Origin of the sequence: Desulfosediminicola flagellatus (assembly GCF_005116655.2) — a bacterium.
Taxonomy (GTDB): domain Bacteria; phylum Desulfobacterota; class Desulfobulbia; order Desulfobulbales; family Desulfocapsaceae; genus Desulfopila; species Desulfopila flagellata.
This window is the reverse complement of record NZ_CP050698.1, coordinates 1,604,284-1,620,440: the sequence shown is the minus strand read 5'-3', so window position 1 is coordinate 1,620,440 and position 16,157 is coordinate 1,604,284. Positions and strand designations below refer to the sequence as shown.

Sequence of the window (16,157 nt, the reverse complement as noted above, 5' to 3'; positions counted from 1 at the left end):
TTGACGAAGAATCCGGGTTAACAACAGCCCACAGGACCAGACATGGAAAAGCTCTTCTATCCCGATTCGATCGTCATACTTGGACTCTCCGCAAAGGAAAACAATCTCTCCCGTCTCATTCTCGGAAACTTACTCCGCTGGGGCTATCGAGGAAGGATTTTCGGGGTAAACCCCGGATCGGATGCACGCCATGTCGACGGCATCAAAATGTATCGGGAGATAACTGATCTCCCGGAGATTCCAGATCTGGCGGTGACCCTTCTGCCTGCAAGATTCATCCCTGATGTTGTACTTGCCTGTGGAGAATTTGGCATTCGGCGTATGGCCATTCCTGCAGGTGGTTTCAACGAAGCCGGCGAAAACGGAGAACTACTAGCCAGTCAGATGCTGGAATATGCGCGAAAGTACAGCATCCGATTCATTGGGCCCAATGGTCTTACCGTGGTAAATACCGCCAATGGGCTCTGCCTGCCATTTCCTCCTCTTTACAGCCCACCTAAGGGTGGAATGTCCATAATTACCCAAAGTGGCGGTCTCGGACTATTTCTCTGGAATCAGATGGCAGACGAGAATATAGGACTCGCCAAATTCGCTTCCATCGGCAATAAACTTGACTTGAACGAGGTCGATTTCCTAAAATATTTCGCCAAAGACCCGGAAACAAAGATCATCTGCCTCTATGTCGAATCTATCACAAATGGCCTTTCGCTCATCGAGGCTGCCCAGAGTTGCGACAAACCAATCATCCTCTACAAGGCCAACACCACCAGTGCTGGCTCCAGAGCGGCAATGAGCCACACCGCAGCCATCAGCAACGACAACGACATCATCGACTCCGCGCTCGAACGAGCTGGCATCATCCGCATAGACAACTTTAACGATATCATCTCTGTCACCAAGGCATTCAGCCTTCCACCAATGCGCGGCAACCGAATCATGGCCATGAGCCCGGCTGGTGGATTTTCAGTTATCATGGCGGATCTCTGCGACAAAGCCGGTTTCGAGTTCGCTGACCCTGGCAATGATTTCTACACAGAGATAACCAAATACGGTAATGCCGGAATCATCAACGTTTCCAATCCGCTCGACATGGGCGACATGTACGACCCCAAATCTACGGCAGATATATTTCACCTGGCGCTGCACAACGATAACGTCGACGGTGGGCTCTACATCAACCAATGGCCCCGTATGCCTTCCGGTGATGATATCTTCACCCGTATGTTCCATACCGATCTCTCACAGGAGACAATGGGCGCAGTCCGCTCAAGCGGAAAGCCGCTTGGAGTATGCCTTTTCGGGCCTTCCCGGACCATCACAAAAATTAAGAACAATCTGAGCATTCCTATCTTCAACAATCCTGAAGAAATGATCAGGACTATGAAAATGCAGCAGGAGTTTTACCAAAGAAAGAGTTCGCCCCCCTTCTCCGCTTCACGTCCAGACAACATCAACTCAGATCCGGCCTCTTCCTGGGTGAACACACACACTGGTGACCACGGCGAAGATGTTCTTGAACTACTCAACTGCTACACTATTCCGACCGCGAGTTCCCGCGTCGCATACTCCGCCAAAGAAGCGGCTGAGATCGCGGCAGATATCGGGTATCCTGTCGTTATGAAAGTGGTATCGCCCGATGCAATTCATAAATCCGAGGCTGGCGGTGTGCTGCTTAATCTGCAGACTGCTCATGAGGTCACAGAAGGTTTTGATCAACTGCGGATTAATCTTACCAACTTCAATGGCGAAGCCAGTTTTACCGGTGCACGAGTCATGGAAATGGCAGGCCCCGGTCATGACATGTTCATCGGTGCTAAGGTTGATGAAGCGTTCGGTCCAATAGTATTCTTTGGCTACGGCGGTATATATATCGAGATCTTCAAGGACACCGAGCGTGTGCTCTGTCCGTCCAGTCGTCAGGAGATCGCTGATAAGCTCAAGCGATTGAAGTCCTACGCTATTCTCCAAGGCGCAAGAGGTGGCCAGGCAGGAGATATCGAAGCCTTTACCGATCTCATCCTTCGCGTCTCGTGGTTGATGGCAGATTACCATCAGATCCAGGAACTTGATATCAACCCCGTACGGGTTCTCGCAGATGGCTCAGGAGTTCTCGCTCTTGATGGGCGGGTGCGGGTGTCCTAGAATTTTTTTGCGAATACCAGTATCGCACAAAAAAAGGTTCCAACCGATTATGCCGGAAGGAACCTTTTAGGTGTAAAGCTACCACACTACTTATTGAAATCTACTCAATACTATTTTTAGAGTAATCAAGCATCGTACTGATCAGTCCTTAACGTCGACAGTAACGTTTTCCTTTTTATTATCAAAATACTTCTTCGTCTCCGAAACAACGACCGGGGTCAACAGCAAGAGACCGATAAGGTTAGGAATAGCCATCAAGCCATTAAGAGTATCGGATATGTTCCAGACAAGACTCAATTTGGCAACAGCACCCACACCAACGAAAACTACAAACGTGATACGATACGGCAGAACTGATTTGACACCGAAGATATACTCAATTGCCTTTTCGCCATAATAGCACCAACCAAGAATTGTCGAATAGGCAAACAGTATTATACCAATGGTCACAACATGGGCACCACCGGGCATTCCGGCAGCAAAGGCCATTGTGGTTAATTGAGCACCAGTTTCACCATTAGACCAGACACCTGTAATAATAAGAACAAGACCAGTCATGGTACAAACGATAATGGTATCGATAAACGTCTGAGTCATTGATACAAGGGCCTGGGTGATCGGGCTCTTGGTCTGTGCAGCTGCTGCAGCAATAGGAGCACTACCAAGACCGGATTCGTTAGAGAATACGCCACGAGCAACACCCATCCGAATCGCCAGCATAATGGAGGCACCTGCAAAACCACCAACTGCTGCGGTAGGATTAAACGCCTGCTGAACGATGAACGCCAAAGCTCCTGGAACCTCTGATATATGGGTAATAATAATATACGCTGCACCAGCCATATAAAAAACGATCATGATCGGCACGAGGACACCGGTAACCTTACCAATTTTCTTGATTCCACCAAGCACAACTGCTGCAGTGCAGACCATCAGGATCAATCCGGTTACTACATGAGGTACATGGTAGGTGGCTTCCACAGCGTCAGCGACCGAGTTGGACTGAACCATGTTACCAATACCAAAGGCTGCGACAGAAGCAAAAACGGCAAAGACGGTTCCGAGCCAAGGCATATTTAAGCCCTTGGAGATGTAATACATCGGGCCACCACTCATCTCACCGTTTTCATCAACAACACGATATTTTACAGCGAGTACAGCTTCTGCATATTTGGTAGCCATACCTACAAGGCCTGTAATCCACATCCAGAACAGTGCTCCCGGTCCACCAACCGCAATGGCAGTGGCAACACCTGCAATATTACCGGTACCGACTGTTGCCGAAAGGGCAGTCATCAGTGCCTGGAAATGTGTGATATCACCAGGTTCATCACTATCTTCTTTACGTTTTATCAGTGCAAGATATAGAGCATGTCCAAGTTTTCTAAACTGTAGTCCACGGAGTGCAAAAGTCAGCCAGAAGCCGGTTCCCACAAGCAAAATCAGCATAGGCGGCCCCCAGGCAAAAGCACCTACTTTCCCGACTATGGCATCTAGAGTACTCAATAATTCCATTTACTTTCCTCCCTTTTTTTCATTAACAATTGCTTCTTTGAACCACGTAGAAAAATTCGTTCCCGGCAGCTCGTGAACTCCTGTTTCGACATCAGATGAACGTGCTCGAACGACATGATCGCTGAAATCTGTCCCGGATCTGTCTGTTCTTACTATGATTTACTACAACACCTCCTCTACAGGGGTGAAATCGAGATCAAAGGCATCAGCAACGCCTTTGTACGTGACCTTCCCGTGTACAATGTTGAGGCCGGTTTTGATTCCATGGTTATCCTGAGCTGATTTCTTCCATCCTTTATTGGCAATCTCCACCGCATATGGAAGGGTTGCATTTGTCAGGGCCATTGTTGAGGTGACAGGAACTGCACCCGGCATATTGGCTACGCAATAGTGGATCACTCCGTCTACTTCATACACAGGCTCTGCATGTGTTGTCGCCTTTGAGGTTTCAAAACATCCACCCTGATCGATCGCCACATCCACAATGACAGCACCAGGCTTCATGGTCTTCAACATTTCACGTGTTACAAGCTTCGGTGCCTTGGTACCTGCCACAAGAATAGCTCCGATCACAACATCCGCTTCCGTGACCAACTGACGAAGAATGGTAGGGCTGCTCATCATTGGGAAACAGTTTTTCGGCATAACCTCAGACAGATACCTGAGACGATCAAGATTCATATCAAGCAGATATACTTTGGCACCAAGCCCGCAGGCCATTTGTGCGGCATTTGTTCCAACTACTCCACCTCCGATAACAACAACTGTAGCCGGAGCAACACCAGTCACACCACCAAGCAGAAGTCCTCGTCCACCATAAAAACGTTCGAGATACTTGGCACCTTCCTGCATCGACATACGTCCTGCAACTTCACTCATTGGTGTCAGGAGCGGCAGGTCACCTTTTGCTCCCTCCACAGTCTCGTATGCTATTGCAACAGATTTATTCTTAATAAAGGCGCGTGTGAGTTGCTCGTCAGGAGCAAAATGGAAGTATGTGAAAACAATCTGACCTTCTCTGACCATATCGTATTCTGACGGCTGGGGCTCTTTTACATGCATAACCATATCAGATTCAGCATAGATCTCAGATGGCGCTGCAACGATTTTAGCACCGACTCCGCTATACTCTTCATCTGAAAATCCAGATCCAACACCAGCAGATTTCTCGACCATAACCTCATGGCCGTTTGCAACCATGGTCTCGACTCCGGAAGGAGTCATGGCAACTCTGTTTTCTGCACTTTTGATTTCCTTGAGAATTCCAACTTTCATTTTTTAAACCTCCTGATTAAAAAACTGTTTCCAGCTGTACACAGAATATGAGCATAAAGGTGCACAGCCACGGCGTGTTACTTAATGAACGTTCAGCAAGACTCTTTAGAAATGTTCACTCACGTATTAAGCAAGATACTTGCCACTTGTGAGATCGTTATCCCCAACCACGGCAAACCAACGCGATGAAAGTTAAATTAAAGGCAGTAAATACTAGACGTTAACCACATACAGTTTGGAATAAGAAAAGCAACATGTGATATAGAAGAGAAATACATTGAAGAGGGAAAAGCTGCAAGATGGTACCTTTAGTTACCAGAGCACCATGGGTATAACGTTACAAATTGATATATATGGAGTAACTACAACGGTTCTTTTTTGTTCCACTGGTTTGATTTATTACCAACATAAAGGTTATACTTGTCGATCTTTTTTAAGAGCGCGGTATGTGAAATAGACAACTTTTGAGCAGCCTTGCGGATACTAGGGCTGGAATTGAGGGTGTCGAGCACTATCTCTAACTCATAGTAGCCAACAAGCTCTTTCAATGAACTGGTGTGTCCTTGAGCAAAGCCTGAAACTGCCCGAGTACCATGACTTGTTGTTTCGTTGCTGAGAAGTATAGCATCCACGTTTATCTCCTCAGAATCGCTTAGAACCGAAGCGCGCTCTATAACATTCTTCAATTCTCTCACGTTACCGGGCCAGGTTGAAGTATATAATTTGGCCATTGCCATGCTGCTGATCGTCTGATCAGCTTTGCCAAGTTTTCGATTACAATGTTGCAGAAAACTTCTGGCAAGAAGAGGAATATCCATCAGCCTCTCCCGGAGCGGCGGAATCTGGATAGTAAGTACATTGATACGATAGAACAGGTCTTCTCTAAATCGGTTTTCCTGCACCATTGTTTTCAAATCTTTGTTTGTTGCCGTTATTACACGGGCATTGACAGGTATCTCTTCAAAACCTCCAATTCTTCTGACAAGTCCATCCTGCAGAACCCGAAGAATTTTGGCCTGCGGGCCTGGAGGCATATCTCCAATCTCATCCAGAAAAATAGTGCCGTCGCTGGCAGCTTCAAACAAACCGGGCTTGCCACTTTTTCGTGCTCCGGTAAATGCTCCGTCAACATAGCCGAACAGTTCACTTTCTATAAGTTGTTCTGGCAATGCCGCACAGTTAATCGGTATAAACGGACCTTTTCTTCCACTTTCAAAATGAATCGCTTTGGCAAACAGTTCTTTACCTGTACCGCTTTCACCGGTAATTGAAACGATGGCGCTCGTATCTGATATCTTTTTTGCAAAGGTAATCAGATTTTTTATAACAGGGCTCTGGCCAATAAAATCATAAAAAGTAACCTCTAAAGGGGTTGAAACGGCGTCGACCATCTCCTTGACTTCTTTCAGATTTTTCATAAGGAGAACTGCCCCTACAAATTTGCCCTGAGAGTCGTGAATGGGTTTGGCAGATCCATAGAATTCAACCCTTCCGGTGTTAGTCAGAGCCCATTTCCTCCTGCTGACCGGTATTCTTTTACTGATACAATCAAGAAGAATGGAATCTTTAGGGCTGATTTCGCTGATATGTTGTCCGATAATATTTTCATAAACCTCACCAAGAAGTCGACATGCAACACTATTGACAGTGTTAATGATACCCTTGGCATCAACAGACATAACTCCCTCACTCATGCCATCAAACAAAGTGCGGAACCACTTCTGTCTCTTTTCCTGCGGTAAACTTCGCAGTTCAGTCTGGCTTTCAAGCCCGGACAGAGTAGCAAAGAGTGTAAACAGAGACTCCTTGTCAAAGGCATGAGCTTCAGTTTCTATTTCGATAGATATTTTGGCAAAGCCTTCTTTCTGTTCAACTTCCATGGATACGATATTAAGACTCTGTTCGCTCATCAACCTGGCAATATCGAAGACAATCCCTATACGATCTTTAAATAAAAGTTGAAATTTGAGATTACCCGCCATGAATCACCTTATTGATAAACTGTATGGTTAAGTCGCATCATACATTTAATATTCCGTAACAATTTAGCAAAAACCTTACCCTCAGTATTGAATAAAAACGAGAAATATTTCAAGAATTCTTCCGCTTTATCCAACTCAACCCAATTCGTGTGAAAAGAAAAGTGCCCCACTCAACATAGAGACAATTGTGTCAAAACCAAGAATTGAGCAAATAATTCATTCATGCCATTTGAATTTTCCGCCATTCTCGTCGACAATGTAATACAAGACAGGAAAATTGGAATTCACAGAGGCGGAGTACTACAGACTTAGCCTCAGAGGACAAACCATCGTCACGCTTTGCCAGGAGGAATCATATGCTTAACAAATTTACAGTTAAACAACGGATGTACCTGATCATTACCGCCATCCTGGCCCTATTCATTGTGATGGTCTATTTCGCCGTTAGCAATGGCAACAAAGCCAGGGACATGGGAATTGCCAAAACAGGTGATGTAATGCTGGCTGATCAAAAGGCAAAAATTGAGGTAGCCACTCACGCCATGGCTCTGACCATCGGCGAAGCAATAAAAGAATATGACACGAGAGAAAAACAGATTGAGGCCATTCGGAGATTCATAAAAGAAATCAGGTTTGAAACTGACGAATCCGGGTATTTTTTTGTCTATGAAGGAACAATTACTCTTGCTCATCCGATACGGCCGGAAAATCACGGCAAAGATCTCGATGGTGCAAAGGACAAAAACGATGTCTACCTTATCCGTGAACTCCGTGATGCCGCAGCAAAAGGTGGTGGATTTGTTACGTATGTATGGCCCAAACCAGGTGCTGGAGATATACCCAAACTCAGTTACGCCAAGCTCATCCCCGGCACTCAGATGTGGATTGGAACAGGTGTTTATCTGGATAACATCGATGCATACAAGGCCCAGATGGGTGATGAGATAGGTGGCCAGGTACGAAAAAGTATTATCACAATGCTGGCTTCGGCAGGATTCATTTTTGCCTGTATCATTACCCTTATTATCATTATAGCAGTCGGTATAGTTGGTAGTCTCAAATCGATGATCGAAAGTTTTAAGGATATTGCTGAAGGCGAAGGTGATCTTACAAAACGTATAGAAATAAAGGCAAAAGATGAAATTGCTGAACTTGCCGGATGGTTCAATCTCTTTCTGGAAAAACTGCAGAACATAATCAGAAATATTGCTTCGAACTCAATTGGTGTCGGCGATAGTTCCGGCAAACTCTCCGCAATTGCAACAGAGTTACTTTCAGGGGCACAAAATACATCCGAACGTTCAACCAACGTAGCCGCTGCAGCCGAAGAAATGAGCGCTAACCTTAATAATGTTGCGGCAGCAATGGAGCAGTCATCAACCAATACCGGTATGGTGGCCACCGCTGCAGAAGAAATGACTTCAACAATTAATGAGATAGCTGAGAATGCCGAAAGAGCTCGGGGGGTCTCAACAAACGCTGTCAATCAGGCTAACAACGCCTTTGAGAAGATGAAAGAGCTTGGTGTAGCAGCAAACAAAATTGGCCGGGTTACCGAAACGATAACTGAAATTTCCGAACAGACAAACCTGCTGGCACTCAATGCAACCATTGAGGCTGCCAGGGCAGGTGAAGCAGGCAAAGGTTTTGCAGTTGTTGCAAACGAGATTAAGGAACTTGCGAAGCAGACCGCTGAAGCCACACTCGATATTAAAAATCTGATTGACGACGTACAAAACACATCGAAGATAACTGAGCAGGGAATTGAGCAGATATCGTCTATCATCGCAGGGGTAAATGATATTGTCGTCACAATAGCAACAGCTGTTGAAGAGCAGTCTGCAGCGACCCAGGAAATTGCCAACAACATAAGCCAGGCAAGCACAGGCATTCAGGAAGTAAATGAGAATGTCACGCAAAGCTCGGTTGTTTCGACAGACATATCAAGAGATATCTCAGAAGTATCTGCAGCAGCACAAAGTATATCTGCCAGTTCAAATGATGTCAGACAAAACGCTGAGGACCTGCTTGCCAGATCTCAGGAATTAAACACCATTGTCGGAAGCTTTAAGATATAGCTTAAAGATACACCCAATGGAATAAAGGGAAGTACACGGGTTTTGAGATCAGCAAGGATATCACACCCTCCCCTTCGAGAGTGGGAAGCAAATATTAGGACTTAGGCCAAAGGTAAAAGGACTGAGTGGTTCAGGAGCTTATTGCATTTTAAATGCAATTCACTCAGTCCTCCCCCCTTTAACCTTAGTCCTTTTTTGTATTTTCAAGGATCTCACTCAATCTGTAAGGTTGAGATTTTAACTGATGGGTAATAGGCAGTTCTAGCATGTTACTCCTCCCACAAGTATGATAAACTTGATAGACTATAGCGCAGAGGAAACAGTTTGTACGGGTTGAGCAGATCACCGAGTTAGCTCCCGTCCGAAAACTCTCCTTCTGGCCAATATCAGCGTTGCGGCTCAAATTTTTATCCTCAGAATATCAACACTATTCAAGCACTAATAATCTGTACCGCGTCTCGATCTTGACCGGAATGCTGAATTTTCGGGGTGGAAACGAGTAAGAATTACATGGAGCCCCAAAATGATCCCCGGTTATCGGTTGACGAAAAAGATCTACGAAAGCGATAACACAATAATTTATCGCGGAGTACAAAAAGACGGTGATAAACCGGTCGTACTCAAGGTGGTAAATTCGGAATACCCAGCACCTGAAGAACTGGCCCGCTACAGGCGCGAATATGCAATGACATCCCGATTGCAGATAGATGGTGTTGCCCAGGCACTCTCTTTAGAAGAAATCGGCAACAGGATTGCTTTGGTCTTTACCGATATAGGTGGTCAATCATTAGCTGACATTCTCAACACAACGATAAAAACATTCTCTCTGCCAGAGTTTCTTCCTTTTGCCATTTCCATTGCCCATACTCTCGACCTGGTTCATCGTGCAACTATCATACATAAAGATATAAACCCTACTAATATTATCTGGAACCAAGAGACAAACACTATTCATCTCATCGATTTCGGTATCTCAACAGAACTCCACCGTGAGACACAGGCTGTACTCAACCCGGCCATGCTCGAAGGAACACTCGCCTATATGTCACCTGAACAGACAGGCAGAATGAACCGGGTGATTGATTATCGTACTGATCTCTACTCACTTGGAGTTGTTTTCTACCAAATGCTAACGGGCGTCCTGCCGTTTTCTACCAGCGATCCGATGGAATTGGTTCACTGCCATATTGCGAGGCTCCCCCGCTCGCCCCATGAGGTGGACCCGTCCATTCCCCGTCCACTTTCTGACATTATCATGAAACTCTTGGCGAAGATGGCTGAAGATCGATACCAGAACGCAATCGGCCTGCGTGCAGATCTACAAAAATGCCTTGAAAATCTGGCGAAGAAAGAAGAGATCGAACCTTTTAAACCAGGTGAAGATGACGTCTCGTATCAGTTCAGTATTCCGCAAAAGTTATACGGTCGATCTCAGGAAATTGCCTCATTAATGAAAGCATTCTCCAAGGTGGCCAACGGCGCGCTTCAAATGCTGCTGGTGGCCGGGTATTCAGGTGTAGGGAAGTCATCTCTGGTGCAGGAAGTACATAAGCCCATCATCGAAAACAGAGGATACTTCATCTCGGGTAAGTTTGATCAGTTTCAACATGATGTTCCCTATCTGCCAATTATTCAGGCTTTTCAAAAGCTTGTTCAGCAACTACTGACAGAGAGTGAGCAAAACGTTCAAAACTGGAAAAAAATGCTGACGCTAAACCTTGGCGATGAAGCCGGGATAATTATCGAGGTTATCCCGGAACTTGAATTGATAACAGGAAAAACCAAACCTGTTCTGCAGCTTTCAGGTAATGAAGCCCGTAAACGATTCAATCGGGTTTTCATACAATTCGTCAAGGTCTTCTGTTCCGCCCAGCATCCGCTTGTAATTTTTCTCGATGATCTCCAATGGGCCGACCCTGCTTCGCTGCGACTGATACAGTCTGTCATGACCCAACAGGATGGCCGCTACCTGTTACTCATTGGTGCATACAGGAATAATGAAGTGTCATCCGCCCATCCATTGATGCTCACTCTGGAAGAAATTGAAAATTTGAAAAACCCTGCTACTACTCTTTCAACCCTTCACCTTGAGCCTTTACAGTATGATGACACACTGCAACTTGTCTCTGACACCCTTAATGCTGATACAACCAGAGGCAAACAACTGGCAGAGCTTGTCCAGCAGAAAACAGGTGGCAATCCCTTTTTTATCTCCCAATTATTGACAAACCTTTACGAAAAACACCTGCTGAAATTCTCACATCTTGCAGGTAAATGGGAGTGGAACCTAGAACGCATCCACGCTATTGCCATCAGTGATAATGTAGCGGATCTACTCGTCGATAAAATCGATATCCTTCCTGCCAATAGCCAGGCGTTACTTTTGCTTGCCAGTTGCCTGGGTAACCAGTTTGATCTGGCAACTCTGGCTATACTCAGTAATCAACCCCCTGGCGAGGTTGCCTCAAGAATATGGCCTGCGGTTCAGGAAGAGTTTATCGTACCGCTACACCAGGCATACAGGCATTTTCACTCTTCAGATTTTTCTTCTGATATAAGCGATCCGAGCTCAGTGGAATTTTGTTTTTCACATGACCGCGTACAGGAAGCCGCATATTCTCAACTCTCAGATACGGATAAGGAAGCAACCCACCTGCAGGCAGGCCGGCTGCTGTTGAACAACACTCCTGAAGAAAAACTCGACAATCATCTTTTTGAAATTGTATCCCACTTAAATTACAGCATAGCCAGAATTGATGAACAAACAGAGCGTGATGCTCTCGCCAGCCTCAACCTGCAAGCTGGCCGGAAAGCTAAATCATCAACAGCCTACAAAGCTGCCCTTCTATGTTTCACCCAGGGGTTCGACCTACTCAAAGAACATGGATGGGAGTGTCATCCTGCATTGATGTTCAATCTCTGCAGAGAGAGGATTGAATGCGAGTTTCTCTGCGGCAATCCCGAAAAAGCCTGGGAACTATTCCGCTACACACTCCCCCGTACTTCTGACCGATTGCAAAAGGGCAAGCTCTATGAATTGATGATCCGGATCTGTCATATAGGTTACGACTACGCACAGGGAATTACACTCGGCAAAGAGGCTCTTAGACTATTTTCAATAGATATCCCGGACAACCCGGAAGACTATGCACGAGAGACCGAATCGGTCCTTGAATACATCTCGCACTACGCCGGTGATGAACAACGCATCAGTAAGCTGTTCGATGGCAGAGAGATGGAAGATGAAAACATCATCATCTGTAGCGGAATTATCCACGAGTTATGGGTTTGTCTGTTCATGTCCGGCCATGAGCAGGTGCTGCTCCCTGCCCTTATTCTCATCCGCTTATCTATTGAGCATGGCCAATCTGCCATTACTGCTGTCGGCCATATTTTCTATGCCCTCATCCTCTCAATGCAGCAGGACTATGACAAGGCCTATGCTTTCGGCAAACTGGCCATGAACCTGAAAGAAAAATATCTTAACCCACTCCTTGCACCTAAAGTTCACAACACCTTTTGCAATTTCGTTAATCATTATAAAAATCATATACGTACCAATATCCCGATCTATGAACAGTCCTTTCGTTATTGCCTGCAGTCCGGAGAAATTTGGTGGGGTGCATGGGCCGCAACCTTCATTCGCACAGCGCGACTAGTCAAGGGCGATCCGCTTGACCAGGTTCTGCTCGAATCTAAAAAATACGCAGAATACATTCTGGAAGCCGAGTTTGAACCTCTGATTCAGGTGCAAAAATGTCAGGTAGCCAAGCTGACAAATCTGATGGACCTTACCGGCACCCGTACTTCGCTGGACTGCGAATCATATATCGAGGAAGAAAACGTTGCTCTCATGAAATCCATGCCTTTTGGGCTCGGGCTCTTCTGGCATCATGTGTACAAGGCGTTCATGCTCTTTCTCTATGAAGAAAACGCATTAGCGCTTGAAGCTATTATGATAGCAGAAGAGAACAAGGTTCATATACCCGGCCTGATGATATACCCGGACCATTTCTTTTTTCATACCCTCATTATTACTGCCAACTGGCCATCCCAAACAAGCAATCAAAAATCACATTTGCAGGCAATACACACAGATCTTGAACAAATGCGACTCTGGCAGACTCATTGCGCCGACAACTTCAAACATCGTTACCTGCTCATGTCAGCAGAATACTCCCGAATCCAGGGTAACGATCTTGAGGCTATGGATCTCTACGACAAAGCAATAGATGAGGCAGGAAAAAACGGATACCTTCACCACGAGGCACTTGCCAATGAACTCGCCGGTAAATTTTATCTCTCTAAAAATCGAAAACGTGCGGCCAGAGGTTATCTCATTGAAGCACGATATCTCTACTCACGTTGGGGCGCGAAAAGAAAAGTTAATCTGCTGGATGAGGTATATCCTGATATAGCCCAATCTGTTGAAGATATACGGTCAGCGAGAACAATTGCCTTAACCCGCAGCTCACAGGTACTTGACTTCAACTCGGTCATGAAAGCCTCGCAAGCCATTTCAGGTGAGATTGTCTTTGAGAAGCTTTTGAATAATCTGATGACTATTCTGATGGAAAATGGTGGTGCTCAGAAAGGGTATCTGCTACTGGGGAATAATGACGAACTGAGTATCAAGGCTGAAGGAACACTTGGCAAACATGAATTCGTTGCCCTGCGAACAACGCCAATAGCCACACTTGAACCTCACACGACTCTTGCATTATCAGTAGTCAACTATGTCATACGAACCCATAAAAGTGTTGTTTTAAACGATGCTGCCAATGAAATTGAATTTATGCGGGATGCCTACATTACAGCTCATCAGCCTAAATCGATTCTATGCGCACCACTCCTTAACCAGGGAAAACTTGACGGTCTACTCTACCTTGAGAACAACCTTACCCCCGGCGCATTCACCCCTGACAGAATCGAGGCACTGACCCTGCTCTCTGTTCAAGCAGCCATCTCTATCGAAAATGCAACTCTGTATACTACTCTTGAAAGAAAGGTGGATGAACGTACTACCGAACTGGTCCGGGCAAATATTGCTTTGCAGGCAGAAGTGACGCAAAGAAAACACATCGAGTCAGCTCTTGTTGATGCCAACAAGGAACTCCATAATCAGGTTTCACTCGATGGGCTCACCCAGATTGCGAATCGACGATACCTTGATGACTATCTTCGTGCTGAGTGGCAGAGAATGCGCCGTGAAAATAGCCCTATCGCCTTTCTTATATGCGATCTCGATTACTTCAAAGAATTCAATGATACATATGGGCATCTATCCGGTGATGATTGCTTGAAAAAAGTGGCCAGGGCAATGACACAATCTATAATGCGCCCTGCTGATCTTGTGGCACGTTACGGTGGTGAAGAATTCGTTATAGTATTACCCCATTCAGATTATACAGGTGCCAGGCACGTCGCAGAAACATTGCAGAGAAATATTTCTGCACTTCAGATACCACACAGCCATTCAAAGGTTAGTAAATATGTAACGCTCAGCATCGGCATCGCTTCACAGGTGCCTCAACCAGATTACACGAGCGAAAAGCTTCTCAATGATGCCGATAAAGCTTTGTACGATGCTAAAAATTCAGGGAGAAACTGCATAGTTTCAAGCTCTTAAACAATACCGATTCCCACTAAACCTCAGCTCGCATTGTGAGGTGTAAGGTGTCAGGAGTGTAGTTACCATTTCACCCTCCACTCCTGACACCTTACGTTTACAACTGGGTTTCGGTAGAAATCAGATATATAGTTGAGAAATATCTTTTTCCATATTTTCCCTGTAAACTTTTATAAGACGATGTCAGAAAGATAGAGCTGTCCCTTTTATGCTTGATTACTTAAAGCCTCGTTGCCTGCGCGCCGGAGGGAATATCCTCAGGAGGCTGTCCGACAATAGGGGTTTTGGTCAAAATCGAGATATTTTCAAAAAATAAGCACAGCCATATAGTTGATATCGGAGTCTTCGCTTACCTGCAGCATTATTTTTTGGAAATTCCGAAGAGTTTGGGCAGATAGCGTAGACTTCGAAAGTACATTGTCGGACAACCTTCTAGTGCAATACCATTCATCAAACCCTTACCAGTGAGGAGATACCATGAGTGATGCATCGCGAAATCTACATGTCTGGACAGAGTATTACGATAAATTTACCTATTTTTCGGATGCCAAGGTGCGACCCGGTTGCCATCCGCGAATTCTTGAGCATAGAGGTTCTACAAAAAATTCCATTGTGCTGGTTCATGGCCTCTCGGACTCGCCGTATTTCATGTCTGCAATCGGCGAGTATTTTCATAATGAACTTAATTATAATGTATATATGCCTTTACTTCACTTCCATGGACTCAAGGAACCACATGGAATGGAGGGAGTTGAACTTGAGGAATGGGAACTCAATGTATCGTATGCCCTGGATTGCGCAGAGCGGAATAGTGATGTGGTATCCATTGGTGGTCTTTCTACGGGAGGAAACCTGAGTTTTGCTATTGCCAACACCAGACCCGGGATAAACGGGGCAGTCTATCTCTTTTCAGCGGCACTGGATCTTGCTGGCGGACCTATCGGTTTGATTGGCGATATGAAGGAAAAGCTGCTGCGAAGCTTTCTTGCTGATGTTTTTGATATCAACAAGGAATTAATCGGTGACAACCCATACCGATATACACATGTCGATATGGATGGTGCAAAAGAGCTTGCCCGACTTATAAAGCGAACTGACACTATCATCCATGGATTCAGTGCTAAAAACCCTTTTAACAAGTACCTTTTTGCAGCGCACTCTGAGGCGGACACAACTGCTAATATTGAAGGAATTGAAAATCTCTTCAAGGTCTGTACACCAACCAAATCCCACTTTGAACGATTTCCTGCTAAAGATGAGATTGCCCATGCCAGCCTGGTGTTGAAACATAGTATCAGCGGAATAACAAAGCCTGAAGCAGCCAATCCGAAATTCAGTGAGATGATGCAAAAGATTGCTGCTTTTGAACAAAAAGTGGCCGTGAATAAGGCCATAGAATGAAGCACCATTAGTAAACGCCAGAAGCCTTTCGGTTTGAACAATAATTTCCCTGGATATTGTATAACCTGAACGTGCAGAGGTTTTGTAAAATGAGGCGTATATACTCAAAAATGTTTTTTCTCACAGACACATGTT

At 45.4% G+C, this 16,157-nt stretch carries 7 protein-coding genes; 4 read left to right on the top strand and 3 right to left on the bottom strand.

Going from position 1 to position 16,157, the window contains the following annotated elements:
• Positions 1–42 precede the first annotated feature (42 nt).
• The gene (locus FCL46_RS06730; protein WP_136805598.1) at positions 43–2,142 is read left to right on the top strand and encodes an acetate--CoA ligase family protein; all 2,100 of its coding nucleotides are present in this window, start codon (positions 43–45) and stop codon (positions 2,140–2,142) included.
• A gap of 141 nt (positions 2,143–2,283) precedes the next feature.
• Here FCL46_RS06730 and FCL46_RS06725 read toward each other — a convergent pair whose 3' ends face one another.
• The 3 genes from FCL46_RS06725 to FCL46_RS06715 form a co-directional block, all read right to left on the bottom strand.
• On the bottom strand, positions 2,284–3,657 hold the full coding sequence (locus FCL46_RS06725; RefSeq protein WP_136805597.1) for an alanine/glycine:cation symporter family protein: 1,374 nt from the start codon (positions 3,655–3,657) through the stop codon (positions 2,284–2,286).
• Between the two features lie 162 nt (positions 3,658–3,819).
• A complete protein-coding gene (gene ald / locus FCL46_RS06720; protein ID WP_136805596.1) occupies positions 3,820–4,932 on the bottom strand; it encodes an alanine dehydrogenase in 1,113 nt (370 codons plus the stop codon).
• A 362-nt stretch (positions 4,933–5,294) separates the two neighbouring features.
• The gene (locus tag FCL46_RS06715; protein ID WP_136805595.1) at positions 5,295–6,914 is read right to left on the bottom strand and encodes a sigma-54 interaction domain-containing protein; all 1,620 of its coding nucleotides are present in this window, start codon (positions 6,912–6,914) and stop codon (positions 5,295–5,297) included.
• A gap of 356 nt (positions 6,915–7,270) precedes the next feature.
• Here FCL46_RS06715 and FCL46_RS06710 point away from each other — a divergent pair, with 356 nt between their 5' ends.
• The 3 genes from FCL46_RS06710 to FCL46_RS06700 all read left to right on the top strand — a co-directional run bounded on the left by FCL46_RS06710 (position 7,271) and on the right by FCL46_RS06700 (position 16,022).
• Complete coding sequence (locus FCL46_RS06710; protein WP_136805594.1) at positions 7,271–8,992, top strand: methyl-accepting chemotaxis protein; 1,722 nt, start codon at positions 7,271–7,273, stop codon at positions 8,990–8,992.
• 523 nt (positions 8,993–9,515) lie between these two features.
• A complete protein-coding gene (locus FCL46_RS06705) occupies positions 9,516–14,621 on the top strand; it encodes a diguanylate cyclase domain-containing protein (RefSeq protein WP_136805593.1) in 5,106 nt (1,701 codons plus the stop codon).
• Positions 14,622–15,098: 477 nt separating this feature from the next.
• Positions 15,099–16,022 (top strand): alpha/beta hydrolase, encoded by a 924-nt coding sequence (locus FCL46_RS06700; protein WP_136805592.1) that lies wholly within the window; start codon positions 15,099–15,101, stop codon positions 16,020–16,022.
• Positions 16,023–16,157: the final 135 nt, after the last annotated feature.